Origin of the sequence: Hyphomicrobium sp. CS1GBMeth3, assembly GCF_900117455.1 — a bacterium.
GTDB lineage: Bacteria > Pseudomonadota > Alphaproteobacteria > Rhizobiales > Hyphomicrobiaceae > Hyphomicrobium_C.
On record NZ_FPHO01000003.1, the window covers coordinates 872,205 to 894,573 of the forward strand.

General features: G+C 61.6%; 23 protein-coding genes, 1 tRNA gene and 1 pseudogene. 14 read left to right on the forward strand and 11 right to left on the reverse strand.

Annotated features, from left to right (window positions below; genetic code table 11):
* Positions 1–12 precede the first annotated feature (12 nt).
* From CS1GBM3_RS11330 to CS1GBM3_RS11350, 5 genes are all read right to left on the reverse strand, one after another.
* On the reverse strand, positions 13–1,413 hold the full coding sequence (locus CS1GBM3_RS11330; protein ID WP_072395403.1) for an FAD-binding oxidoreductase: 1,401 nt from the start codon (positions 1,411–1,413) through the stop codon (positions 13–15).
* Complete coding sequence (locus CS1GBM3_RS11335) at positions 1,414–2,721, reverse strand: cytosine deaminase (protein ID WP_072395404.1); 1,308 nt, start codon at positions 2,719–2,721, stop codon at positions 1,414–1,416.
* A gap of 1 nt (position 2,722) precedes the next feature.
* Positions 2,723–3,547: a creatininase family protein gene (locus CS1GBM3_RS11340; protein WP_244534634.1), complete on the reverse strand. Its 825-nt coding sequence runs from the start codon at positions 3,545–3,547 to the stop codon at positions 2,723–2,725.
* Positions 3,548–3,555: 8 nt separating this feature from the next.
* Positions 3,556–3,939: a RidA family protein gene (locus tag CS1GBM3_RS11345; protein WP_072395406.1), complete on the reverse strand. Its 384-nt coding sequence runs from the start codon at positions 3,937–3,939 to the stop codon at positions 3,556–3,558.
* 133 nt (positions 3,940–4,072) lie between these two features.
* A complete protein-coding gene (locus CS1GBM3_RS11350; protein WP_171946483.1) occupies positions 4,073–5,197 on the reverse strand; it encodes a LysR family transcriptional regulator in 1,125 nt (374 codons plus the stop codon).
* A 287-nt stretch (positions 5,198–5,484) separates the two neighbouring features.
* Here CS1GBM3_RS11350 and CS1GBM3_RS11355 point away from each other — a divergent pair, with 287 nt between their 5' ends.
* From CS1GBM3_RS11355 to CS1GBM3_RS11370, 4 genes are all read left to right on the forward strand, one after another.
* The gene (locus CS1GBM3_RS11355) at positions 5,485–6,324 is read left to right on the forward strand and encodes an ABC transporter ATP-binding protein (RefSeq protein ID WP_072395411.1); all 840 of its coding nucleotides are present in this window, start codon (positions 5,485–5,487) and stop codon (positions 6,322–6,324) included.
* Positions 6,321–7,145, forward strand: coding sequence for an ABC transporter permease (locus CS1GBM3_RS11360; protein ID WP_072395412.1), 825 nt, complete (start codon positions 6,321–6,323; stop codon positions 7,143–7,145). The genes CS1GBM3_RS11355 and CS1GBM3_RS11360 overlap by 4 nt, the downstream gene beginning before the upstream one ends.
* An 84-nt stretch (positions 7,146–7,229) precedes the next feature.
* Positions 7,230–8,192, forward strand: coding sequence for an ABC transporter substrate-binding protein (locus tag CS1GBM3_RS11365; protein WP_072395413.1), 963 nt, complete (start codon positions 7,230–7,232; stop codon positions 8,190–8,192).
* A gap of 9 nt (positions 8,193–8,201) precedes the next feature.
* Positions 8,202–9,170, forward strand: coding sequence for an isopenicillin N synthase family dioxygenase (locus CS1GBM3_RS11370; RefSeq protein WP_072395414.1), 969 nt, complete (start codon positions 8,202–8,204; stop codon positions 9,168–9,170).
* A 13-nt stretch (positions 9,171–9,183) separates the two neighbouring features.
* Here the strand turns inward: CS1GBM3_RS11370 and CS1GBM3_RS11375 are convergent, their stop codons facing one another.
* Both CS1GBM3_RS11375 and CS1GBM3_RS11380 read right to left on the reverse strand, forming a co-directional pair.
* Complete coding sequence (locus CS1GBM3_RS11375) at positions 9,184–9,783, reverse strand: class I SAM-dependent methyltransferase (RefSeq protein ID WP_072397442.1); 600 nt, start codon at positions 9,781–9,783, stop codon at positions 9,184–9,186.
* Positions 9,784–9,818: 35 nt separating this feature from the next.
* Positions 9,819–10,739 (reverse strand): oxidoreductase, encoded by a 921-nt coding sequence (locus CS1GBM3_RS11380; protein ID WP_072395415.1) that lies wholly within the window; start codon positions 10,737–10,739, stop codon positions 9,819–9,821.
* 95 nt (positions 10,740–10,834) lie between these two features.
* On the opposite strand from CS1GBM3_RS11380, the gene CS1GBM3_RS11385 reads away from it, so the two are divergent.
* The gene (locus CS1GBM3_RS11385) at positions 10,835–11,440 is read left to right on the forward strand and encodes a TetR/AcrR family transcriptional regulator (protein WP_072395416.1); all 606 of its coding nucleotides are present in this window, start codon (positions 10,835–10,837) and stop codon (positions 11,438–11,440) included.
* 181 nt (positions 11,441–11,621) lie between these two features.
* Here CS1GBM3_RS11385 and CS1GBM3_RS11390 read toward each other — a convergent pair whose 3' ends face one another.
* Positions 11,622–12,365 (reverse strand): SDR family oxidoreductase, encoded by a 744-nt coding sequence (locus CS1GBM3_RS11390; protein ID WP_072395417.1) that lies wholly within the window; start codon positions 12,363–12,365, stop codon positions 11,622–11,624.
* Between the two features lie 96 nt (positions 12,366–12,461).
* Between CS1GBM3_RS11390 and CS1GBM3_RS11395 the strand changes: the two are divergent.
* Together CS1GBM3_RS11395 and CS1GBM3_RS11400 are read left to right on the forward strand one after the other, a co-directional pair.
* Positions 12,462–13,368 (forward strand): annotated as a pseudogene (locus CS1GBM3_RS11395) (AraC family transcriptional regulator).
* 109 nt (positions 13,369–13,477) lie between these two features.
* Positions 13,478–14,179, forward strand: coding sequence for a class I SAM-dependent methyltransferase (locus tag CS1GBM3_RS11400; protein ID WP_072395418.1), 702 nt, complete (start codon positions 13,478–13,480; stop codon positions 14,177–14,179).
* 71 nt (positions 14,180–14,250) lie between these two features.
* Here CS1GBM3_RS11400 and CS1GBM3_RS11405 read toward each other — a convergent pair whose 3' ends face one another.
* On the reverse strand, positions 14,251–15,231 hold the full coding sequence (locus tag CS1GBM3_RS11405; protein ID WP_072395419.1) for a LysR family transcriptional regulator: 981 nt from the start codon (positions 15,229–15,231) through the stop codon (positions 14,251–14,253).
* Positions 15,232–15,465: 234 nt separating this feature from the next.
* Here CS1GBM3_RS11405 and CS1GBM3_RS11410 point away from each other — a divergent pair, with 234 nt between their 5' ends.
* From CS1GBM3_RS11410 to CS1GBM3_RS11430, 5 genes are read left to right on the forward strand one after another with little or no spacing between them, the layout of a single operon-like run.
* On the forward strand, positions 15,466–16,068 hold the full coding sequence (locus tag CS1GBM3_RS11410) for an SLOG cluster 4 domain-containing protein (RefSeq protein WP_072395420.1): 603 nt from the start codon (positions 15,466–15,468) through the stop codon (positions 16,066–16,068).
* Positions 16,069–16,086: 18 nt separating this feature from the next.
* Positions 16,087–16,668, forward strand: a complete 582-nt coding sequence (locus tag CS1GBM3_RS11415) for an aminotriazole resistance protein (protein WP_072395421.1) — start codon at positions 16,087–16,089, stop codon at positions 16,666–16,668.
* A 9-nt stretch (positions 16,669–16,677) separates the two neighbouring features.
* A complete protein-coding gene (locus CS1GBM3_RS11420) occupies positions 16,678–18,231 on the forward strand; it encodes an ABC transporter ATP-binding protein (RefSeq protein ID WP_072395422.1) in 1,554 nt (517 codons plus the stop codon).
* Positions 18,218–18,895 (forward strand): energy-coupling factor transporter transmembrane component T family protein, encoded by a 678-nt coding sequence (locus CS1GBM3_RS11425; RefSeq protein ID WP_072395423.1) that lies wholly within the window; start codon positions 18,218–18,220, stop codon positions 18,893–18,895. The genes CS1GBM3_RS11420 and CS1GBM3_RS11425 overlap by 14 nt, the downstream gene beginning before the upstream one ends.
* Before the next feature lies 1 nt (position 18,896).
* Positions 18,897–19,538: a phosphoribosyltransferase family protein gene (locus CS1GBM3_RS11430; protein WP_072395424.1), complete on the forward strand. Its 642-nt coding sequence runs from the start codon at positions 18,897–18,899 to the stop codon at positions 19,536–19,538.
* Between the two features lie 359 nt (positions 19,539–19,897).
* Here CS1GBM3_RS11430 and CS1GBM3_RS11435 read toward each other — a convergent pair.
* Positions 19,898–19,987: transfer RNA gene (locus CS1GBM3_RS11435), tRNA-Ser, on the reverse strand.
* A 395-nt stretch (positions 19,988–20,382) separates the two neighbouring features.
* Here CS1GBM3_RS11435 and CS1GBM3_RS11440 point away from each other — a divergent pair.
* On the forward strand, positions 20,383–21,153 hold the full coding sequence (locus CS1GBM3_RS11440) for a glycosyltransferase family 2 protein (protein WP_072395425.1): 771 nt from the start codon (positions 20,383–20,385) through the stop codon (positions 21,151–21,153).
* 7 nt (positions 21,154–21,160) lie between these two features.
* Here CS1GBM3_RS11440 and CS1GBM3_RS11445 read toward each other — a convergent pair whose 3' ends face one another.
* A complete protein-coding gene (locus CS1GBM3_RS11445) occupies positions 21,161–21,631 on the reverse strand; it encodes a hypothetical protein (protein ID WP_072395426.1) in 471 nt (156 codons plus the stop codon).
* Positions 21,632–21,834: 203 nt separating this feature from the next.
* Here CS1GBM3_RS11445 and CS1GBM3_RS11450 point away from each other — a divergent pair, with 203 nt between their 5' ends.
* The gene (locus tag CS1GBM3_RS11450) at positions 21,835–22,164 is read left to right on the forward strand and encodes a Kazal-type serine protease inhibitor family protein (protein WP_072395427.1); all 330 of its coding nucleotides are present in this window, start codon (positions 21,835–21,837) and stop codon (positions 22,162–22,164) included.
* Positions 22,165–22,369: the final 205 nt, after the last annotated feature.

Genomic DNA, 22,369 nt, shown 5'->3' on the forward strand with positions numbered 1-22,369 from the left:
GCTACGTCCGGGTTAGCCGACAGCACGTCGAAGGCCGGGGTAGAGATAGATCTTGTCATCGTCGAAATCGAAGTCTGGATTTTCCCAGGCGATCATCTTTCCCGGGTTGAGCAGACCCTTGGGGTCGGCTTCCTTCTTGAAGGCGAGCTGTGTCTCGTCGGTTCGTTTCATGCCGCCCTCTTCGAGAGTATAGCGATGCGGATTGAAGATCGGCACGCCGTTGGCCTCGTGAATGCGCATGATCTCTTCAAGCCGCTCGGCCGTGGAGTAGCGAACCAGCGGCAGGCCGAAGCAGGTGACGTTGCCGTCGAAGCGCAGGAACTCGAGGTGGAGCGGCACCTCGTCGCCAAAGAGGTTCAGCGTCTTCTCGATCAGAGCGAGCTGATTGGGAAAGGGATAGAGCGATTGCAGATAGGTCAGGTTCGTGTCGACCTTCATCGCGCGCAGCGTCGTGTGATTCCAGCTCAGCTCGTAGATAGGCGGTAGCCCTTTCGTGTCGATGTCGGCATCGCTGCGGAAGCAAATCGTGCCCGGATAGCGCTTGGCAAAGTCTTCGAAGGCAGAAACGGCGTGCGGTGCCAGCATCAGCAGCACGGCATGCTTGCCCTCGCTTAGAAACTTCTGATGTCGCTTGAAATAGGCATAGGGTATCGGCGCGGCGATCACCGAGATCAGCTTGGTTAGGAGGCCGTCCTGGGCGCCGAGATCGTTGGCAAAGGCGGCAGCCTCCATGAAGCGATCGAACTCCACGATCATGTCCACCCAATCGTAGGCTGGCGCCAGCGGCATTTCGACTTCCGTCAGGATGCCATTGGTACCGTACGCGTGGGCAACCTTCTGGATGTCATCGCCAAATAGATCGAGCACGCGCGGCTCGGCCTCCATGGTGACGACGCGCAGCCTTATGATGTTGCCCGGATCGCGCAACCCACCCCATGTGATCGAGCCGATTCCTGAGGAGCCGCCGGCAACGAAGCCGCCGATCGAAGCGCTATGATGAGTTGAAGGATGCATGCGCAGCTCTTGTGCGGAATGCGCGCGTGTCTGCCTGTCGATATCGGCAATGATCGCTCCGCCTTCGGCGACGACCCGGCCTGGTGCGATTGATTTGACCGCCGACATGGCCGTCATGTCGAGCACCACGCCTCCCGAAAGCGGCATGGCTTGACCATAATTGCCGGTGCCGCCGCCCCGCACCGTAAGGGGCACATCGAAAGCGTAACAGGCCTTGGCAATGCGGACCACTTCGGCCTCGTTACGAGGCGTGACGACCAGATCGCCCATCACCGCGTCCAGCTCGCCCTTGAGGATCGGTGAGAACCAATAGGCGTCGCGACTCTTCATGCGGACGAAGTTGGGGTTTTCTTCGATGGAAAGGCCCGCGAGCTCGGATTTGAGACCTTCGATATCCATCTATACCTCCATCAGTGCGTCGAGTTCGCTGTAGTCGGGCAAGCGCGCGCTCACAGGCCGTCCATTCCGCAGCACCACCCGATCGCTTTCGGCGCGCGACATCACCTCGCCGAAGGATCTTCCCTTGAAGACGATGAAATCGGCCGTCGTGCCTGGAGCTATGAACCCGGCGTCATCAAGTCCCATCATTCGCGCGGGAACGCCCGCGACGCTTGCCGGCCAGTCTCCGACAGGATGGTCGAGATGCAGAATGCGCGTACCCATGCGGTAGACCTCGAGCATGTCGAGGTCGCCGTAGGCGTAGAACGGATCGCGTGTGTTGTCGGACGCAATGGCCACCGGTATGCCGAGGGCGGCCATTTCATGTACGAGCGTCACGCCACGCCAGCGTGGCGTCGTCCCATTGCTGCGGCGGTCCTGAAGATAGAGGTTGCACATGGGCAAGGTGACGACTGAAATCTCAGCCTGCCGGACGAGCTCGAGCGTTGAAGCTGCGTCGTCTTCATGCTGGCTTGCGATCGAGCAGCAATGTCCGACCATGATCTTTCCGTCGAAACCGTGCCGCAGCGCCGCTTCGGCGATCTTGCGCAGGGAAACCGCGTTTGGATCTCCCGACTCGTCGGCGTGAAAATCCAGATGGAGCGCATGGTCGAGAGCGGTGCGGAACACCGTATCGAGCAGGGCATCGAGATCGTCGACCATGTAGGTTACTGCACCGAGCGTTCCGCCCGCATTCGCGACACGTCGCGCGAGCGCTGTGAACGCCGCCTCGTCTCTGACCTCCTCGATGCTGATCAGGCTCACGCCCTGCAAATCGATCCGCCCGGACCATTCCGTGCGCACCGTCTCGAAGACCGGCCAGGAAATGGCGGCCTGGGGCGTATGGGAGTCGATATGAGTTCGGATTGCCTTGCTGCCATAGGCGTAGGCCGTACGCAGGGCGAACGTCATTCTGGCGTAAAGGTCGGCGGCCGACCAACGGGCATCGGCATCGGCGGCGACAGCGGACAGCGCCGCTCCGAAACTGCCGTCCGGATTGGGTTGGCGCGGCCAAATATGGCCCTTGTCCAGATGCGTGTGGCAGTCGACGAAGGCGGGGAACACGACCCGCCCTGCAAGATCGATACGCTCGTCGACGGCCGCCGGATCGTAGCGGCGAATGGCGTGGACCCGACCGGCACGGATATCGAGAGTAACGCGATGGAAGCCCTCCGCATCGGCCGGCCCCACAGGCGTTACGAGATGACTGCGATGGACGCGGGCGTTGCCGAGCAGCATCGAGCCATCGTCCGGCAGCGCCAGCGCCATCTCAGTACCCGTCAGTCGTTGCGAGAAGAGTATCGATGTCGGCGGAACGCATGTCGCGCAGCAGTTCGACGAAACTCTGCGCCTGCCAGTTCGCGCTTGCTTCACCCTTGGCGGCGGTGGCTGCAGCCGCGTTTCCGACCACGCCGCTCGGGTGCAGATCCTTGGCTATCCAGGCGAATGCGTGTCGGCCCACCGCCCGCAGATGTGTGTAATCATCCTCTGCGGCCGCGTTGACGGAAGGAAAATCGCCCGCCAGCGCCATGTTCACGAGATCTGGCCGGAAGTGCAGCATCAGCGACGTCTCCACGTCCCCGCCATGGATGCCGTCGCGCAACTCCAGGTCTGAATAAAGCCCTTCGGGATGACCGAAGCGCAGCCAGCTCGTCTTGGCCGCCAGCAGCCCATGGCGCACGCGCAGTTCGCGCGCCACGATCCCCATCACCTCGTCGTTTCCGCCATGAGCGTTGACGATGACGAGCTTGCGAATACCCACCTGCGCCACCTGCGCTCCCAATGCCACCCAGTTCTCGATGAGGGCGATGGCGGAGAGGCTGAGCGTGCCCGGCGCGAACAGATGCTCGTCGGACTTGCCGATGGCCTGAATGGGAAGAACCCGGAGATCGATGTCCGGCGGCAGCATGCAAGCAACGGTCTCAATCATGCCTTTCATGATCGCTTCGTCGGTGCACAGCGGCAGGTGCGCCCCGTGCTGCTCGATGGCCGCAATGGGCAGCACGGCGATCGTAGATCGCCTGTCGATGCTGGAAAAATCAGCGGACGACATCTCACCCCACCACAGTCGCCGCGGCTTGACCATCTGGTCCATCCCGTACCTCAAACCGCTGCGGTCACTTCGACTTCGACTTTGAACTCCGGCCGAGTAAAACCCGAGACGATGACGAGGGTCGAAGCCGGCGGCGGATCGGAGAACAGGGCATCGCGCACGGCCATATAGGCGGGTATGTGGGCGCGGTCGGTAACGAAGGCGTTGATGCGCACGACGTTGTCAAGGTTCATCCGGGCCGCTTCAAGGATGCGCGCGATATTGGCGAAGCAGACCTTGGTCTGCTCACCGACATCGTCGGAAACGCTTCCATCTGCCTCGAACCCCAGTTGGCCCGAGCAGAACACCAATCGGCTTATATCGGCCACTTCCACACCGTGGCTGTAGCGGCCAAACGGTGGGGATACAGCCTCGGAGCTCAATCCAGATCGCATGAACGCGACGACTCCTGCTCAATCCTTGCGCCTTGCTATTAGGCGCGATCGCATGAGGCTGCGGAAGCCGTGACCGGCTTATAGACGTTATTGGTCCGATCGAATGACGCCCTCGTGCGCTGGAAATTTGCCATTAGCGACGCCGCAGAGTCGAGCGAATGTCTCGATCCGAATCGCACTCGCGAAAGAGTCGGTCGGCCACGGTGCGAACGGTGCCGCGCAGCCATTTGCCGAAAGCGGAATGATGGCTCTTCTCATGCCAGAACAAGAATGCGCTCATACGCCCGAGCTCCGGCGGCGCATCGAGCACGTTGACCGGAAGGTCAGCCGCCAGTTCCTCGGCGTAGGGGCGAGCGGTGGTGAAGACCAAATTCGAGCCAGGCACGATATAGCGCGCCAGCGCGAACTCCGGCACGGTGATCACGACATTGCGTTTATAGCCCAGGTCGAGAAGCCGCCCGTCGATGGGTGCGCCCAAGACGACTGCCGAAGGACTGGGAGACAAGTGATCGAGGGAAAGATACTCCTCGATCGTCAACCGCTTTTGTCCAGCGAGGGCATGGGTGGAGGACAGAATGCACGCAAAGTCGCATTCGAGCAGCGGTGCGAAGCGCAGGTTCTGAAACGGGCCTTGGCGACTGGCGATCACGAGATCGACTTCGCCGTCCTGCAATTGCTGTTTGGTCACTTCGGGCGGGCCTGGCTGAACAATCTCGAGCCGCACGTGGGGCGCCTCGGTTCGAACCGCTTTCACGACGGCGGGAATGAGCAATGAGCCAAGGCCTAGATAAGCGACGATGCGGATATGCCGGTCTGACGTCGCCGGGTCAAAGGCGCCCGGCGGAGCCACGAGCTCGTCAATCTCGTCGAGCAAACCCCCGACCGCCTCGGCAATAGACTCTGCCCGCTCCGTGCGCACCATGCCTGCGCCGGAGCGTACCAGGAGGGGATCGCCGAAAATCTCGCGAAGCTGGCGGAGCGCGACGCTCACCGCTGGCTGGCTTTGTCCCAAGACTTTGGCCGCGCGCGATACGCTGTTTTCAGCGAGCAGAGCCCGTAACACCCTGAGGTGCCGGAGGTCGATGCGGGCGTCAAATGTCATGACCGGTTCGCGCGTGCACGCGGCGTAGGCGGCTTGCCTGTAGCGACTGAACTGGGCGCTTCGAAAACACTTTTGTGCAGTCCGAAACCTCTCGCTCCGACCATCGAATGCGTTTGCAAACGGTTTCATGTGAGCAAAGGACTGCGCTGTGAGCAAGCACGAACAGTGACTAACAAGTACGCAGCTTGCACGTCCTAGCGGCATCCGTGGTGCGTCCGGCCCATCAGATCGTCGACCGCAGCCCTCGATGCATTCGGCGACATCATAATGGCGCGGCAATGAGGACTATGCGTTCTTCGACTCTTCCCTCAACCAACCGGACACGCTTTCCTGTTCAGGAAATAGCGGATCATGCATTTGCACTTCGATCGTGCAAATGAAACGAGGGAAGTCGCCATGTCGCAAGTTGCCGTCGCGCCCCTCCGCGTCGCTGCAGTCACCTGATGCTGCTGGTCTCGCATATGGCGAAACACGTCGAGGCCAAGTCTACCCCGTACGTTCGTCCCGTGGCGACCATGCGGCGCGTTTCGAAGACTTACCGCAACGGCACCATCGCCCTGTCGGACGTAAACCTGACTATCAAACGAGGAGAATTCGTTGCCCTACTCGGGCCTAGCGGCTGCGGCAAGTCGACGGCACTCAAGATCATCGCGGGACTCAGCAAGCCGAGCACAGGCGAGGTCGACTGGCCGAGCTCGCGGATCGACAGCCGCGGACGCCCCGAGGCGGGGATCGGCTACGTATTTCAAGATCCAACTTTGATGCCGTGGGCGACAATTTTCGGAAATGTCTACTTGCCGTTGCGGCTTGCCGGCATGTCGAAGCGCAAGGCCCGCGAGCGCATCATGGATGCCCTGGGCTCCGTCGGCCTGAACGACTTCTCCGAGGCGTATCCGCGCGAACTCTCGGGCGGCATGAAAATGCGCGTCTCGCTGGCTCGCGCGTTGGTAACCCAGCCCAAGCTGCTCCTCATGGATGAGCCGTTCGCGGCACTCGACGAAATCACGCGGCAAAGGCTCAACGACGACGTGCTCAGTCTTTCCAGAGCTGCCGGATTGACGGTTGTTTTCGTAACGCATTCAGTGTTCGAGGCCGGCTATCTCGCCTCCCGCGTCGTCGTCATGCACAGCCGGCCGGGCCGGGTTGCGCACGAGCTGAAGGTTGAGGCACCGTGGCCCCGTTCGCAGAATTATCGCCTCACCGAAGGTTTCAACCGCACCTGCTCTGAAATCTCTCGACTGATGGAAGGCCGTGCCGCGTCTGCCGGAGTCGGGGACGCATGAGGCAGGCTCCGGAAGAGTCTTTGATCCAGGAAAGGCGCCGCGCGCGCGTGGCAGCCATCGTGGTACCCGCGGTCACGCTGGCGCTTTCGCTCGCCGTCTGGGAGGCCTATGTCCGAATCGCAGCGGTACCGCAGTACATTCTGCCAGCACCATCCGTCGTGTTGGCGACCCTCTATAAGGACTGGCCGATATTGCTCCCGGCCCTCTGGGTCACGGTGCAGATCACGTTCCTCGCTTTGTTGCTGGCCTTGATCGGAGGGGTAGGCCTGGCCGTTCTGCTGGTCCAGTCCCGATGGATAGAGCTGGCTCTCTACCCTTATGCCGTCATCCTGCAGGTCACGCCCATCGTCGCTATCGCGCCGCTGATCCTGATCTATGCGCCCAACACACAGGTGGCGGTGCTGATCTGTGCGTTCCTCGTCGCCTTCTTCCCGATCCTTTCCAACATGGTGCAAGGCCTCAAGAGCGTCGACCATGATCTGATAAGCCTGTTCGCTCTCTACGGCGCTTCTCCGTGGCAGCAACTGCTCTTCCTCAAGCTGCCGGCCGCGACGCCATTTTTCATGGCCGGCCTCAAGATCGGTGGCGGCCTGGCGCTCATCGCAGCCGTCGTCGCTGAATTTGCTGCCGGCTCGGCCGGCGCCGGCTCTGGACTCGCCTATCGCCTGCTCGAGGCCCAGTACCGGCTGAATATTCCCCGCTTGTTTGCTGCTCTGCTGCTGCTCTCGGTCACGGGCATCGCCATCTTCGGACTGACGTCGCTCGCCTCGTGGCTGACCCTGCGCCGCTGGCATGCGAGCGAACTCCAGCGAGATGGCTGACCATCGCATGACCGAAACCACGTCTGTCTATCGGGTCGGTAACGGCTCCGTCACAACCGGGAAACATTGCAAAGGACACATCACATGCTGAGAAAGACGCTGCTCGTAATACCCTTTTGCGTTGCGATGGCATTTCCCGCCGCGGCAGAGACGCAAATCACTTTCGGCACCAACTGGCTGCCGCAGACCGAACATTGCGGCTTCTACCAGGCGCAGGAAAGCGGGCTCTATAAAGCCGCCAACCTCGACGTAAAGATCGCGCCGGGTGGTCCGGACATCAACGTACCTCTCATGGTGGCGAGCGGCCGCTATCAGCTTGGCATGGGCTCGAGCTTCACCACGCTCAACCTGCTTGCCGAGAAGATCCCGGGCAAAACGGTGGCGGCCTTCTTTCAGAAGGATCCTCAGACCATCGTCGTGCACTCCGGTCAAGGCGTCGAGAAGCTCCAAGACCTATTGAAGAAGCCGATCATGATTGCCCGGTTCAGCCAGCAGGAATTCTGGCAGTTCCTGAAGGCCGAACATGGGTTCACCGATGAGCAGGTCCAGCCCTATACCTATTCCGCTGCGCCGTTCCTGGCTGATGAGAAAGCCGCACAGCAAGGCTACATTACCGAGGACGGCTTTCTGCTGGGTGCGCAGATGAAGCAGCCGCCGCTGTCTCTGCTGCTTGCAGACTATGGCTACCAGAACTACGCCACCACGGTCTTTGGCCATGGCGACTGGATCGAGAAAAATCGCGACGCCGTTGCCGCGTTCCTGAAAGCGACCGCTGAAGGCTATCGCGCTTGCATCGACGGCACCGCGAAAGACGCCAAAGCCGCAATCCTCGCCGCCAATCCCGATCATTCCGAAGGGCTCTACGATTACAAGCTCGCTCAGATGCAGAAGCTCAACATGGTGACAGGCGATGAAGGCCTCCCGATCGGTGCCCTTAGCCCCAAGCGGGTCGAATCGTTCTTCGCAACCATGTCCAAGGCCGGAGTCTACGCAGCGGACCTTCCGTACCGCGATGCATTCGACTTCACATTCGTTCCTGCCGAGTAGGGACTGAAGATGTCAGAAATCACACTTCCTATCGTCGACATCGCTCCGTTCCTCAGTGGGAGCTCGGAGGATAAGATTCGTGTCGCCAGATCTTTCGGAAACGCCTTCGAGACCGTGGGCTTCGCCGTCATTGTAGGGCACGGCGTGCCTGAAGAACTGTTGACCGAGACTTACGACGTTATGACCCGTTTCTTCGACGAACCGCTCGAGACCAAGCTTAGCTATTCCCCGCCAGAGAAAACCAAGGGGCGCGGCTACTTGCCGATGGGGATCGAGAGTGTCGCCAAGACGCTTTCGGGCGAGACACCACCGGACCTCTGCGAGGCGCTGGTGTTCGCTGCGCCCCATCATGAGGACGAGCTGGACCGAAAGCACAATTTCTATCCGACAAATCCGTCGGGTCTTACGGACCTGGTCTCGCACTACACCGGGGAGATGGTTCGCCTGAACGCTGACCTGATGCGGCTTTCGGCGCTCGCGCTCGACCTGCCCGAGGACTATTTCGACTCCATGTATGCCGACCCGGCCCTGACACTGCGCTTCGTCAACTATCCCGATCAGGAAGATGAACCCTTGCCTGGCCAGTTGCGCTACGGCGAGCACCACGATTACGGCGCCATCACCATCCTGCGGCAGGACGCAGCGCCTGGCGGGTTGCAGGTGCGTGACTTCGACGGCATCTGGAAGGAGGCGCGCGTCGTGCCTCGATCCTTCGTGATCAACGTGGGTGATCTCCTGTCGCGATGGACCAATGACCGCTGGCGCTCCACCTTGCACCGGGTCTCCAATCCGTCGCGGAAGCTGACCGGCTCGACGCGCCGGCTCTCAATGGTCGCATTCACCGGTCCTTCGGCAGATACGCTCGTCACCGCCATACAGACGTGCGTCGCACCGGAAAACCCGGCCAAGTACGAACCGGTCAACGCGGGCGACTACATCATGGCCAAGATCCGTGCGTCCCACGAAATCGGCACATAATGTAGATTGTACATCAGTGTTTCATTGAAATTCGATAAACAGATGCGGGCGGTATGTTGCGGGAAGTCCAGCCGATGCGAACCGCTTTCAGCCCGAGCCGATCGAGGATCCGACGCGGAATGGGACAACGCGGACCATAGGTGAACTGGTAGAACTTGCCGTCCTCACCCATGAGGCGAAAACTGCCCATGAGTATAGCGAAGACTTTTCGGGGTGACATGGAGAGCAGCGGCAGGCCACTGACGACGGTCCCTGCCGGTCGGCCCTCATAGGGCCGGAGCTGTCCAAGCCGCTGCGCATCCATCCAAAGCACGCGCGCTTCGGGAAAGCGGGTCTTGAGCATCGCCGCGAATTCGGAGCCGTATTCGATAAGCGTAAGGTCTCGCTCCTTGACACCGCGATCCAACAGGGCGCGGGTAAAGACGCCTGTCCCCGGCCCCAGCTCGATCACGGGACCGGTCGTGGACGAGATTTCCGACGTGATCAGGTCCGATAGCGCGTCGCTGGAGGGGATAATCGATGCCACCTGCAGCGGATTCGCCGTCCACGCGCGAAAGAATGTGAACAGATCCGATTTCGTCGAAGGGGCATCCGACGCGGCACGGCACGTCATCGCAATCAACGGATTGAAACTGCATTTGCTCGCGGTCATTGGGTCCGTTCCTTCAAAAGCACGAGTTGCTCGGAGATATTCCAGAGGCGCGCTGCAACCTCGCCATCCAACGCTTGCTGCGGCGGCTTGGCGGGGGCTGGATACCCGCGCGTCTCGCTCAACTTGTCTGGCCCGTAATAGCCCCCAGCCCGGGCCGCGGGAGAGGTCGCTGCGAACAAGGTCGGCAGCGCGCCCTGTGGTGCGGGCTGGAAGAGGAACCACAGATACGATCGTGCGAAGCCCGCGACGCTCAGGCGGCCCACGCCATTGTGAATGAGATCGGTGCGTGAAACACCGGGGTGCGCGGCGATACTCGCAATGTCCCACCCTGCCCTGTCGCTTCGGCGCTGCAGCTCGAAGGCGAACATCAAGTTCGCGAGCTTCGACTGAGCGTAGACCGACATGGGTTTGTAGGCGTGTATCGCCTGTAAATCGGTGAAGTCGATTGCGCCGCTCCGAGCTGCGACGCTTGATACGGTCACGATACGCGGGCTATTCCCCTCAATCAGAAGCGGTAAGAGCTCGCCGGTCAGGGCGAAGTGTCCGAGATAGTTGGTACCGAACTGCAGCTCGAATCCATCTGACGTTTCCATCCTTGTCGGCGGCATCATGACGGCGGCATTGTTGATGAGCAGGTCCAGGCTGCTTCGTATCCGGCGCAGGCGCGTTCCGAAGGTCGCGATCGATTTCAGGTTAGCAAGATCGACAAGCTCGAACTGCACGATCGCATTCGGTACGGCCTCCCGAATACGAGTGACTGCTGCTTGCCCTTTCGCCGGATCACGCCCCGCGATGATCACGTCGGCGCCGGCGCGAGCGAGCGCAAGCGCTGTCTCGTATCCCAGGCCGCCGGTGCCGGTGATGACAGCGGATCGGCCGCGTTGAGGAGGTATGTCCGATGTCGTCCACTTAGCCATGAGTTGCTCGCTCGCATTAAGATTACACTCGGCGCAAAACATATATTGCACTGGGTGTAATTTTACAATGTGTGCGATTCATGGCAAGGTGGGGCATGGAAAATGACCCACCAGAGACAGAGGAAGAGCCGGAAGGCCTGCGGGAGAAAAAGCGCCGGGAGACGCTGCAGCGCATCGCTGACACCGGGCTCAGACTTTTCGTTGCAAATGGTTTCGAGGCAACGACACTCGACGCCATTGCCGAGGCTGCAGGTATTTCACGCAGGACCATCTTCTATTACTTCAAATCCAAGGAAGAGATTCTGCTGACGTGGCAGCGCGGCGTTCCGGAGATCATCCGCACGGCGGTGCTTCAGGAGTCGACGGACCAGCCTCCACTCGATGCCGTGTGTAATGCGTTTCTGAAGCTCGCCGCAGCCTACAGCTCGGAGCATATGATCGTCGTTGACCGGCTGATGCGATCGACGGAGCAACTGGTCGCCGCCAAACACGCAAAGTATGTGCTGCAGGAGCAAGCGTTGTTTGAAGCGCTGTGCCAGATGTGGCCCCAGGCGAAAAGGCGAAATGGGTTGCGGATCGTTGCGATGGCTTCGATTGGCGCGATGCGCCTCGCCATCGAAGCCTGGGTCGAAGCGGGTGGCAAACAGCCAATCGAAAAATATCTGCGGGAGGCGTTTGCCGCTTTGAAGTCGGAGATCTGATGGAGTGTCGCTTGAAAAGCGTCCTGGCTCCGCGGCTGGCCATCTCTGACTCCCCCGCTTAGATACAAAATCCCAACAGCAGCCTTCCCGACGCTCCAGGCACTCGGCGCGAACGCGGCCACGTGGCCCGTTCGCAACCGAGCTGAATCTAATCTGCAATGTGGCCACAGAAGCTGCAGACTTAGCTGACGTGCGCCAGCGCCACGGCGTCAGGGCCTGCGGGATATCTCAGCCGCGCGGAGGCATCGTTCGCAGCGCGCCAAACGACTTCGGCTACATCGCGCTCCATAGTAACCGCGGTCGGCTGGCCGAAGGCGGCGAGTATCGAATGGGCGTAAGACGCGTACGCTTCCGGGATCGCCGCCTCGATCGGCGTTTGCACGTTCTGGGTGAAGCGGGTCGACGGCCCATAGCCCGGCTCGACCAGCTTGACGCGGATGCCGAAGCCTTCGAGCTCGTGCGCGAGCGATCCGGTGAAACCTTCGATGGCGGTCTTGCTAGCCGTATACGCTGCGACAAGCGGCATCGGGGCCAGCGTGGCGCTGGACGTCACATTGACGATCACGCCGGAGCGACGCGCGCGGAACTGCGGGAGCACGGCTTGCGTCATCGCCATCACGCCGAACGTGTTGGTCTCGAACAAGCTGCGTACGACCGACATGGGGGTCGCCTCGAAGGCTCCGAACATGCCGATGCCGGCGTTGTTGACGAGCACGTCGATCGGACCGCTGGCTTCGAGAGCGGCGGCGATGCTTTGCGGCTTCGTGACGTCGAGCGCCAGCACGCGCAATCGGTCGGTTGCCGGCAGGATTTCTTCGCGCGGCGTGCGCATCGTCGCGATGACGTCCCAGCCCTGAGCGTGAAAGTGGCGCGCCGTCTCCAGGCCATAGCCCGAGGAGCATCCGGTAATCAGCACGGTTTTCATCGTCGTCCCTCCTGGTTTGAACGACGCGGACGATAGACGTTGCTTTCCGGACGATCTGCAATTGATCGTCCGGATTTCGTTTGTTAGCGTCCTGAAATGGTCGATCCCCTTTCAGAAGTCATCGCGCTGCTGCGGCCTCGCACCGTCCTCTCCAAGATCATCAGCGGCGCTGGCCGTTGGGCGGTGCGCTATTCCGACTTCGGCCAGCCGAGCTTCTGCACCGTGCTCGACGGGAGCTGCCGTCTTACCGTCGACGGCGAGGAGCCTCTGACGCTGGAAGCGGGAGATTTCCTGCTCCTGCCAAAGACACCCGGCTTCACCATGTCGGGATTCAAGGCAGCTTCGGCGAAACTCATCGATCCCAAGGTGTTGCCAACCCCGACGCACGAGGTGCGTCATGGCGCACCGGATGGCGACCCTGACGTGCGCCTACTCGGCGGATCCTTCGTCTTTGACTCAAGAGACGCCGATCTCTTGGTTTCGTTGCTGCCGACACTGGTGCATGTGCGTGGGGTGGAACGGCTCTCCACCCTCGTGCATCTCGTCCGAGATGAAGCAACTGCCGAGAGGCCCGGTCGCGATCTTGTCCTGGGGCGCCTCGTCGAGGTGATGCTGATCGAGGCGCTGAGAACAATCCAAGGCGAAGCGGCACCGGCCGGGCTCTTGCGTGGCCTCGGCGACGCACGCCTTGCGATTGCGATACGGGAGCTGCACGCCGATCCCGCGCGTACCTGGACTGTCGAGGAGCTTGCTAAGAAGGCAGCGCTCTCGCGCTCGGTGTTCTTTGATCGCTTTACAAACGCCGTCGGCGTCCCGCCGATGGAGTATCTCCTCGCTTGGCATGGCCCTTGCCAAGGACCTCCTGCGCCCACAGAACATCAGCCTCGCCGAAGTTGCAGAGCGTGTTGGCTATAGTTCCGCGAGCACGTTCAGCACGGCATTCAGTCGCTTTGTCGGGCAGCCTCCGAGCCGCTTTGCGCGAGAGAGCCTTGCAGAAGTTTGATATCGGCAGCGGGATCCCAAGCGGACCTTCATCCCGGCAAGGAATGGCACACCCGAGACAAACCGATCAAACTTGACATCGGAACCTAATTTGTAACTATAAAAGTTACATGATCAGAAATGACCATCCGTCCGCCGTTGCGACCAAAGACACCGACGCCTTTGACGCGGCCCATGCGCGTTCTTACGCTGAGGGGCCACCGAGGCAGGTTCCAGGTTTCGCCAGCCTTCACCGCATGACGTCGATGCTCCTAGGGGAGCGCATCCCCGCGCATGGGCGAGTCCTCGTTCTCGGGGCAGGCGGTGGCCTTGAACTCAAGGCGCTCGCCGACGATCATGCCAACTGGACATTTGACGGCGTTGACCCTTCGGCCGAAATGCTAAGGACGGCGGAACACATCATAGGTCCGCACTCCGCGCGCGTGCGCCTTCATCAAGGCTACATCGACACCGCGCCAGAGGGGCCGTTTGACGGTGCGATCTGTCTTTTGACACTTCATTTCGTACCTCGCGACCAACGGTTGGAGACTCTTCGCCAAGTCCATCGGCGCCTGGTGCCGGGAGCACCGTTCACCGTTGCTCACATCAGCTTCCCGCAGACCGAACCCGAGCGGTCCATGTGGATCAGCAGGCACGTCGCATTCGGCGGAACCAACCCCGCGAACGCAGAGAGAGCCAAGAAGGCCATCGCTACCAAACTATCCATTCTGTCGCCCGAGGAAGACGAAGCAATGCTGCACGAAGCCGGATTCTCCGACGTCGGCCTGTTCTATGCGGGGCTAAGCTTCAAGGGCTGGGTGGGATACGCCTAGCAGCCGGCGATACCTCATTCTGCAGGCGCGTTATGGCATCGGCTCCGAAGGACAAATCCTGCCGCGCAACTTTACTGACGCGACCGCAGGACGGCCGCCGATGTTTCTCGCGCGCTCCCAACTGACTGTCCTTGCCTGCCTCGATCGCTCGCCGATTGCGCCGTCTCTTCGAGCAGCACTGCAAAATAGCGCATTAAGGGAATTGCAGCAGCAGACAGGTGGCGCTCCGGAGCCACAATGAGCGACAGCGATGACGGCGGGATGCCCTGATCGGCAAGCGGCACGTAGACGAGTTGACCCATGCGAATTTCGGGCATTGCGTCGATATCGGTCAGCAGACCCACGCCGCAGCCCTGCGCCACCATCATCTTGATGAGGGCGATGCTGTTGACAGTCATCACAGGCCGCACGTCGACGTTCGTCCTCACGAGCGCGGAATCGATGACGCCGCGCAAGGACACCGAGCTGTCGGGCAGGATCAGCGGCTGCAAGACGCAGTCGCTGAGCTTTACGGACTCTAAGGAAGCGAAGGGGTGCCCCGGCTTCACGATAGCTCCGAGATAAAACTTCACCGCGTGCTCAATGCGAAGCCCAGGCACCTGCTTCGGATCGAACGTGATCCCCACGTCCGCCTGTCCGTCCATCACCATCTGCCATACGCGCTCGGAGCTCGTGACGATGACGCGCAAATTGATCCGCGGATGGTCATGCACAAAGCTCGCGAGCGCATAGGGCACGAACTCGCCGGTCGTTCCCTCCGCGACGGCGAGGCTGACCTCGCCACGGCGCAGGCCGCGGAGCTCCTCGATCTCGAACTTCATACGTGAGAGGTCGCGCTGCCAGCGGCGTACGCCATAAACCAGGATCTCGCCCGCCGCAGTGAGGCGGAGGCCGCGCGGCAAGCGCTCGAACAAGGGGACGCCCAACTCCTCTTCAGCCTGCAGCAGCTGACGATCGATCGCCGACGGTGAGACATTGAGATGCTCGGCAGCCCGCCGGATCGAGCCGCGCCGGGCCACCTCATCGAAATAGCGCACGAACCGGGAAAACATGGGGGCTCCAACAGGGCAGCGGACCGTTGCATTTTATGCAACGCAAAGAACAGAAATCAATGATGGAAACCGGCGCTGTTTCCCAACACCTTTTCGAACGTCATGAGCCGAACTCAATCGGCTAGCGCGGGGGCGTCCCAAACCAAATTGTGCAGAACAGACAGCGGTCGCTGTCGTGCGATGCATAGTTTTTCACCAACACGACTAGAGAAGTTGCAAAAAAGGCGACACACGTTGAAGAAGCGCAAAAGACCCAATCTTCCTGTTATCGGCCTGATCGGCCCAACCAACATCCGGCGCATCTCGCAGGCAAGCGGGCTTCCGGAGACCCTCTACCGCGACAGCGCTCTGAACGCTGGCGCTCTGATCGCAAAGCATCAGGCCATCATGGCCATGGTGCCGGACCGCGGCATCGCCATGTCGGGCCTGCGCGGCTACAGCTCGGCGCAAGGCGCTTGGACCATCGGCCTGGTGCCGGCGGGCGGCCCCTCGGATTCGGTCGCCACCCCGAACTGCCTTGAAAACGCGGCCGCCTGCGACGAGGTCATCGACGGCTTCACCTGGCATCATCAGCACGCCGCAATCTGCGAGCTGTCGGACCTTCTGGTCTGCATCGGTCTCTCGTGCGGCACGCTGACGGAGATCGCCTGGACCAAGTGGGTCCACGGACCGCGCGTGCTGGCGCTGGCCGAAACCTTTACTGCCATCCCCACCGAAATCCTGGCTGAGACTGACGTGGCCCTCATCGACAGTCTCGATTCGTTGGATACCGCCATCGGTCGTGAACTCAGCGGCGGGTACAAGGACAAACGCCAGCTGAAGCACGTCCCTTCTTGACAACAGGAGCAAGCACCAATGACGACCCAGATCAATTACAGCGAATCCTCATCCTCAGGCTTCTTTCCCATCGTTCTCGCGGTGATCTGCGGCGTAGCGACCGGCGTGCTGTGGGCCTACGCCAATCCCATCCAACTGGTGCCCGGCGTCATCCAATGGCGCATCTTCGCATTCCTGCCGCCGCTCGTCGGTCTCTTGCTCGGGCCCAAGTCGGGCTTCATCTGTGGCTACATCGGAAGCTTGGTCTGGTCGTTGCTCGCCGGCACGTTCATTCCGCTGCACACCTTGATCGTCGACGGCATAATGGTCGGCCTGACCGGCGCCATCCCGCCGATGCTGATCAATCTGCGTAAAACGAATTTCGATCTGTCCTGGCCCGTTCTCCTGAAGATCGCCGTCATTTGCGCCGTCATCGGTCTCATCATGGTCGCAGCCGTATCGGCGAGCCTTGCGTTCCTCGGCATCTTCCCGTTCTGGTACGCCATGCTCTATCTCGGGCTGTCGGATATCGTCCCGATGGTGATCGGCACACCTCTGCTGATCCGCCCTGCCGTGAAGATTCTGGCGGGCATCAGCCGAGGCACACTGCACTGGTTCTGAGGATCCTGCATGCTGGCGCTCCGCAATTTGACTGTCGGCTTCGACCCCGATCGGGACGTTCTCTCTGGCCTCGACCTCACGGTCGAGGCCGGCGGCGCGGTCGTGGTGACGGGCGCGGCCGGCTCCGGCAAGTCCACGCTTATCGCGGTCGCAAGCGGTCTCATCCCGAAGCTGATCCGCCCGCGCAGGATGGACGGGCAGGTTTTGCTCAACGGAGACGACATCGCAAAGCTTTCGACCTCCGATCTCTACCGCCGCGTCGGCATCGTTCTGCAATCCGTGGAAGACCAGGTGTGGGACCTCACCGTCGAGGACCTCATCGCCTTTCCGCTGGAAAACCGCGGCGTGCCGAAGGCGGAGGTACGCACACGCGTTTCGGCTGTGATCGAAGAGATGTGTCTGCAAAGGCTGGTCGGCCGAACGGTGCGCTCGCTTTCGGGAGGCGAACGGCGAATCGTAGCTCTTGCCTCGTCGTTGCTGTGGAAGCCGGACCTTCTCGTCCTCGACGAGCCGACCACCGGACTCGATCCGGACGCACGCGCCCGTCTCGCTGCCATCCTGCAAAAGCTCCGTCGCGACGGGATCACGCTGCTGGTCGCGGAGCAGGATCTCGCTTGGTGCGGCGCGTTCGCCGATCGTGTGGTGTTTCTCTCGGGCGGACGACTGATCGGGACGCACGCCTGGTCGGGGTCTGCCGAGCTTGCCGAACGATGCGACGCGGCCGGCGTTACCTCCCCGTTTGCGGCGCAGCCCGCCAAATCCGAGCGGCCGGCGCAGAATGCCGAGCCGGCGCTGCGGATCTCCGAGCTCTCGAGCAAGCTCACGCGCCCGGACGGTACACCCGTTCTCAGCGCCCTCAATCTGATCGTGCCGCGCGGACAGGTGGTCGGCGTGATCGGCCCCAACGGCGCCGGAAAGAGCACGCTGATGCGCTCGCTGTTGGGGCTGCAGGCGGCTGCGACCGGCGGCATCGAGATCGCCGGCGAAGACAGCAGCGGATGGACCGTCGCCAGGCGCGCTCAACGCGTCGGCTACGTGGCGCAGAATTTGAAACGCATGTTCTTTCTGCTGACGGCGCTCGACGAGGTCGTGTTCTCGCTCTCCGGAGGCGCAACCGGTGCGAAAGCGGTGGCCGCTCATCGCGAGCAAGCCCTCGCTCTGCTGGTGCGGGTTCGGCTCGCAGAAAAGGCCGATCTCTCGCCGTTCGCACTCTCCACGCGCGAGCAGCTCATGCTTGCGCTCGTCTGCATCGAGGCGACAAAGCCGTCGGTCGTCATCCTCGACGAGCCGCTGATCGCCTGCGACAAGGCGTGGCGCGCCGACGTGCTCGCATTCCTGGACCGCGCTCGCGCCGACAATTGCTCCGTATTGCTGGTCTCACACGATCTCCCGCTGATCGACAGCGCCACCGACCGGGTCTTGATCCTAGAGCGCGGTGCGATCGCGCACGACGGCAGGACAGACGAAGTCTGGCAATCGGATGCCTTCGTGCGGCTGGGCTGGCCCGTTCCCGGTCAAGCAGTCGCGCCGCCGCGTCAGGAGGGCCGCTATGCATTGGCTTGATCGCGTCAATCCGTTCGCCAAGCTATTTGCGGCGGTGTTGTTGACCACCGCCGGATGGCTCACCCCGAACGCGGTTAGCGCCGGCGCGCTCGCCTTCGCGGTGATCGTCTTCATCGCCGCCTGCCGGCTACCGCAAGCCAAGGGCTACTTCAAGATCGCAGCTCTCGTCGGCTCCATCGTCACCGTGAGCTGGCTGATCAGCTTCCTCGCGGGGGGCGCCTCGCTCGCGGATGCCGCCGACCACGCCTTGCGCCTCGCGTTCCGCCTCATCGTCACGACCGGCAGCTTTTTCATCGCGATCGAGACGAGCTCTGCCGGCACTCTGCTCGCCGCCTGCGGTCGCGCGCGTCTTCCGGGCATGTTCACGCTCGTGCTGGTCCTGATCGTCGGCATGATCCCGTTGATGCGGGAGGAGTTCCAGAACATCGGCGAAACCCAGCGCGCGCGCGGGCTCGAACTCGACCGCGGGCCAATCCTGAAGCGCGTGCTCTACGCGCTCGCGCGCGGCGTGCCGCTGATGGTTCAGACGTTTCGCATGGCAGAATCGATCGCGCTCGCGTTGTCGATCTATGGCTTCGATCCCAAGGTGAAGCGCACCTCGTGGCGCGACGTGAGACTGCTAACCGTTCAATCCTCCTTTCCCCTTCAACAGCAACCGAGGTGACATGAGCGCTCGAACCCGCCTCAACCCCGAAACCTATACCGTCGACATCGCCGGCGAGCCGGTCAGCCTGCCGCTGGTCGCCATCAACGAGACGCTCGCAATCTCGCTACTGATGGTCATCGACATGGGCGTCACGTTCGGCGAGCGCATCGGCAAGGCGCTTGCCGAGCGGCTCGCGGGGGCCAGGCCCGACATCATCGTCAGCACTGCCACGCTCGGCATTCCGGTCGCGATCGAGGTGTCGCGTCACCTCGGCCTCGATCAGTACGTGATCATGCAGAAATCGCCAAAGATCCACCTTGGCGATGCGTTGGTGGAGCATGTTCAATCCGTGACCTCGTCGGGATCACAGAAGCTCATGCTCGACCGCCGCGCCATTCCGCTGCTCGAGGGAAAGCGCGTTGTCGTGGTCGACGACGTGGTGGCGACCGGGTCAAGCCTTGCGGCGACGATCCGATTAGCTCGGCAAGCCGGCGCCGATATTGTCGGGATCGGCGTGATCCTGACCGAGTCCCACGAATGGCGCGAGGTCCTTGGACCCGACGCAGATCTTGTCGTCGGGCTTGGTCACATCCCGCAGTTCAAAATCGAGAATGGAATGGTGACACCGGATCCCAAGACATTGATGCCCAGCAAGTCGTAAGCGCTGCTTTCCCTTCCTGAGCGTCACTTGCCCTCTCAGGATCAAGCTGCCTCCCGCGGGTTTCGTAAGGAGCGCCATCTGAGAGGAAATTTTCGTTGACGCTAGCGGGCAATGCGGACAACCGCTCGACGAATAGCTGCAACATGTGAGTACATCGCCGACGGGGCTTCTTACCCAGACGCCCCCCGGACCATCGGGCGAATTGCGCCATGCCGCGTCTTTCCAGCCCACAATCCAGCCCATGTTTGTGCTGCCAACGCTCGCTGATGCTCAACGACGCTCACCAGACAGACCCGACACCAAGTGATTGGAATACCTGGTCAAAGATCGACGTGGACAGACAGTGATCTAGATGGAATTGGCGGAGAGGGAGGGATTCGAACCCCCGGTACGGTTGCCCGTACTCCGCATTTCGAGTGCGGCGCGATCGACCACTCTGCCACCTCTCCTTTTTCAAGCAATATCAGTGGCTTGTGGTTGACATTGCCCGTCTTTGGGACGTTGGCCTTGCAGCTTTCGTCCCGCGCCTTACCTGAGAGGTGCGACCCCGGAGCAAAGCCCCGAGTCGCCAACTGCCACTGGCAAGCGAGCCGCGTTCCTAAACCGGCTCTCGAAGCGATGCAAGACCTTCCAAGCACGTAAGACGAGCAGCCTGTGACAGCCCTGCAGCGCGGGATGCCCTGATGTCACTTCGGCCTAGCGGCAGAGTGATCACACTTCGCCACGCTACGAGGCAAACCACCACGCGAGGGTTAGACACGGTTTGTAGACTTCTTTAGAAGACCACCCGATAAACGATAGAGCATCCTCGACAGCGCCAACGGAGAAGACGAGACACGGGTCCATGGTCAAGCAAGCTCTCGACCACCCACTGGTGTCGGTCATTACCCCGAGCTTTAACTCCGCACGTTTCATCACCGACACCCTGCTCTCCGTTCAGCGCCAGACCCTGCCCGATTGGGAGATGATCGTCGTCGACGACCATTCCTCGGACAGCTCCCTCGAGATCGTGACCGCCGCGGCGGAGCGGGACCACCGCATCCGCGCGGTCTCCCTGCCGTCGGGCCGTAAGGGTGCCGCCCACGCCCGCAACTTTGCCATGGAGCTGGCAAGAGGGCGCTACATTGCCTTTCTCGATAGCGACGACCTGTGGGTGCCTGAAAAACTCGAACGTCAACTTGCGTTCATGGCCACCACGGTCAGCCCGTTCTCATACGCGAGCTATGCCCTGATGCGAAGGGACGGTGCCATCTTCAGAAATCGGCTACCGGTTCCTCCGCGCCTCACGCACCGCGAGTTATTGAGGACATGCCCGATCGGATGCCTGACAGTCGTCTACGACACGGCGGCGTTGGGCAAGCAGTACATGCCCGATCTGGCGAAGGGGCAGGATTACGCCCTTTGGCTGCAGATCTTGCGGCAAGTGCCAGAGGCGCACGGGCTCGACGAGGTTCTCGGCATTTACCGGACCGGCGGAACCTCCCTGTCGTCGAACAAACTCGAGAAGGCACGCTGCATCTGGAGCATCTATCGCGAGATCGAGGGGCAGTCCTGGCCCCGCGCCACGTTCCATCTGCTACGCTACAGCACGAACTACGTCATGAAGCAGATGTGACGGCGCCCTACGAGCGTAAATACGACGGACTGACGATCCTGGTTTTCACATCGGCTTCGTCGTGCATCGTGGCCGGCTCGGCCGGCGGCCGGCTCCGCGGAATGACCGTCTCCGTTCCGAGCCACGCGTCGGAGAACGCGACAATGCCCTTCAGCAGAGCCACCTTCTTCGCGAGCCCCTCGAACACCTCGTCGCGATCGATTTCGTCCCAACGGAAGTGAAGCTGCAGGATCGCCTCGTAGATCTCCTTGAACTTGGCGCCGCGCCCCTTCGACTCCATGGCCTCTGCCAGCACCAGAAACTGCCCGAGCTCCATGACGAGCGCCTCCGACGGTCGCGCACCGTCCGGATCTGAGAAATGATCCTCGAGATAGGCGAGCGTCTGCGCCACCACGCGCGTGCGCGCCGCCATCGTCCTCTCGTCCGCATCGCGGTCGAAACCGAGCAACGAAGCCCACTCCTTAGGGGATCCAATCATGGCGCTTCTCCGTTGTGATGACGAAGCTCGAACGCATCACCTCTCGGGACCTAACGGACACGGGCCCTAACCGCAAATCAAGGCAGGCCCGGGGCCATATCCCCAACCCCTGAGGGACGAGCACCGCTGGACCGTACCGGCGCGAGCTTCTATGACTGAGAGGAACACCGGAACGGTGAGCGCCGGCGCTTCGGAGGACATCAGTGTTCAAGCCCCCGCACCGCACACGACTCCTTGCGATCGCTTTCGCCGGGGTCGCCACAAGCATCAGCCACCAAGCGCTCTCCCAAGCCGGCGTCGGCCAGTCCTGCGGAGGAGCGGACGGGCCCAGTTGCTCCGTCGGCCTGTTCTGCGACGCGCCTCCGAACCAATGCAAGGAAGACCATCCGGTGGGCACCTGTGTCGTGCGCACGGAGGCCTGTACGAAGATTTATCGCCCGGTCTGCGGCTGTGACGGCAAGACCTACGGCAACGATTGCGAACGCATCGCCGCCGCAGCTCACAAAGCTTACGACGGCGAATGCAAAGAGTAACCAGTCGGCGCGAGGGCGCGTGCACTGACCGTCGATTGATCGGACACTGCCCATCCAACAGGCAGGTGCGCATCGGACAAGCAGGCAGGTCCGCCTAAGCGACCGTTATTACAGGATTTTTCTTCGACCCTGCGTTTGGCCCGGCTTTTGCCATTGGTTAAGTCATGGAGCAGATCAAGGCCGCCGACTTGAAGCCAACCTTCGA

Coding starts and splice junctions, on each gene's coding strand:
- CS1GBM3_RS11340 (WP_244534634.1), bottom strand. CDS start 3,547: ATGGACCAGATGGTCAAGCCGCGGCGACTGTGGTGGGGTGAGATGTCG.
- CS1GBM3_RS11425 (WP_072395423.1), top strand. CDS start 18,218: ATGCATTGGCTTGATCGCGTCAATCCGTTCGCCAAGCTATTTGCGGCG.
- CS1GBM3_RS11420 (WP_072395422.1), top strand. CDS start 16,678: ATGCTGGCGCTCCGCAATTTGACTGTCGGCTTCGACCCCGATCGGGAC.
- CS1GBM3_RS11370 (WP_072395414.1), top strand. CDS start 8,202: ATGTCAGAAATCACACTTCCTATCGTCGACATCGCTCCGTTCCTCAGT.
- CS1GBM3_RS11385 (WP_072395416.1), top strand. CDS start 10,835: ATGGAAAATGACCCACCAGAGACAGAGGAAGAGCCGGAAGGCCTGCGG.
- CS1GBM3_RS11375 (WP_072397442.1), bottom strand. CDS start 9,783: ATGACGTGCCGTGCCGCGTCGGATGCCCCTTCGACGAAATCGGATCTG.
- CS1GBM3_RS11365 (WP_072395413.1), top strand. CDS start 7,230: ATGCTGAGAAAGACGCTGCTCGTAATACCCTTTTGCGTTGCGATGGCA.
- CS1GBM3_RS11390 (WP_072395417.1), bottom strand. CDS start 12,365: ATGAAAACCGTGCTGATTACCGGATGCTCCTCGGGCTATGGCCTGGAG.
- CS1GBM3_RS11440 (WP_072395425.1), top strand. CDS start 20,383: ATGGTCAAGCAAGCTCTCGACCACCCACTGGTGTCGGTCATTACCCCG.
- CS1GBM3_RS11355 (WP_072395411.1), top strand. CDS start 5,485: ATGCTGCTGGTCTCGCATATGGCGAAACACGTCGAGGCCAAGTCTACC.
- CS1GBM3_RS11445 (WP_072395426.1), bottom strand. CDS start 21,631: ATGATTGGATCCCCTAAGGAGTGGGCTTCGTTGCTCGGTTTCGACCGC.
- CS1GBM3_RS11380 (WP_072395415.1), bottom strand. CDS start 10,739: ATGGCTAAGTGGACGACATCGGACATACCTCCTCAACGCGGCCGATCC.
- CS1GBM3_RS11345 (WP_072395406.1), bottom strand. CDS start 3,939: ATGCGATCTGGATTGAGCTCCGAGGCTGTATCCCCACCGTTTGGCCGC.
- CS1GBM3_RS11330 (WP_072395403.1), bottom strand. CDS start 1,413: ATGGATATCGAAGGTCTCAAATCCGAGCTCGCGGGCCTTTCCATCGAA.
- CS1GBM3_RS11400 (WP_072395418.1), top strand. CDS start 13,478: ATGATCAGAAATGACCATCCGTCCGCCGTTGCGACCAAAGACACCGAC.
- CS1GBM3_RS11405 (WP_072395419.1), bottom strand. CDS start 15,231: ATGTTTTCCCGGTTCGTGCGCTATTTCGATGAGGTGGCCCGGCGCGGC.
- CS1GBM3_RS11430 (WP_072395424.1), top strand. CDS start 18,897: ATGAGCGCTCGAACCCGCCTCAACCCCGAAACCTATACCGTCGACATC.
- CS1GBM3_RS11415 (WP_072395421.1), top strand. CDS start 16,087: ATGACGACCCAGATCAATTACAGCGAATCCTCATCCTCAGGCTTCTTT.
- CS1GBM3_RS11360 (WP_072395412.1), top strand. CDS start 6,321: ATGAGGCAGGCTCCGGAAGAGTCTTTGATCCAGGAAAGGCGCCGCGCG.
- CS1GBM3_RS11335 (WP_072395404.1), bottom strand. CDS start 2,721: ATGGCGCTGGCGCTGCCGGACGATGGCTCGATGCTGCTCGGCAACGCC.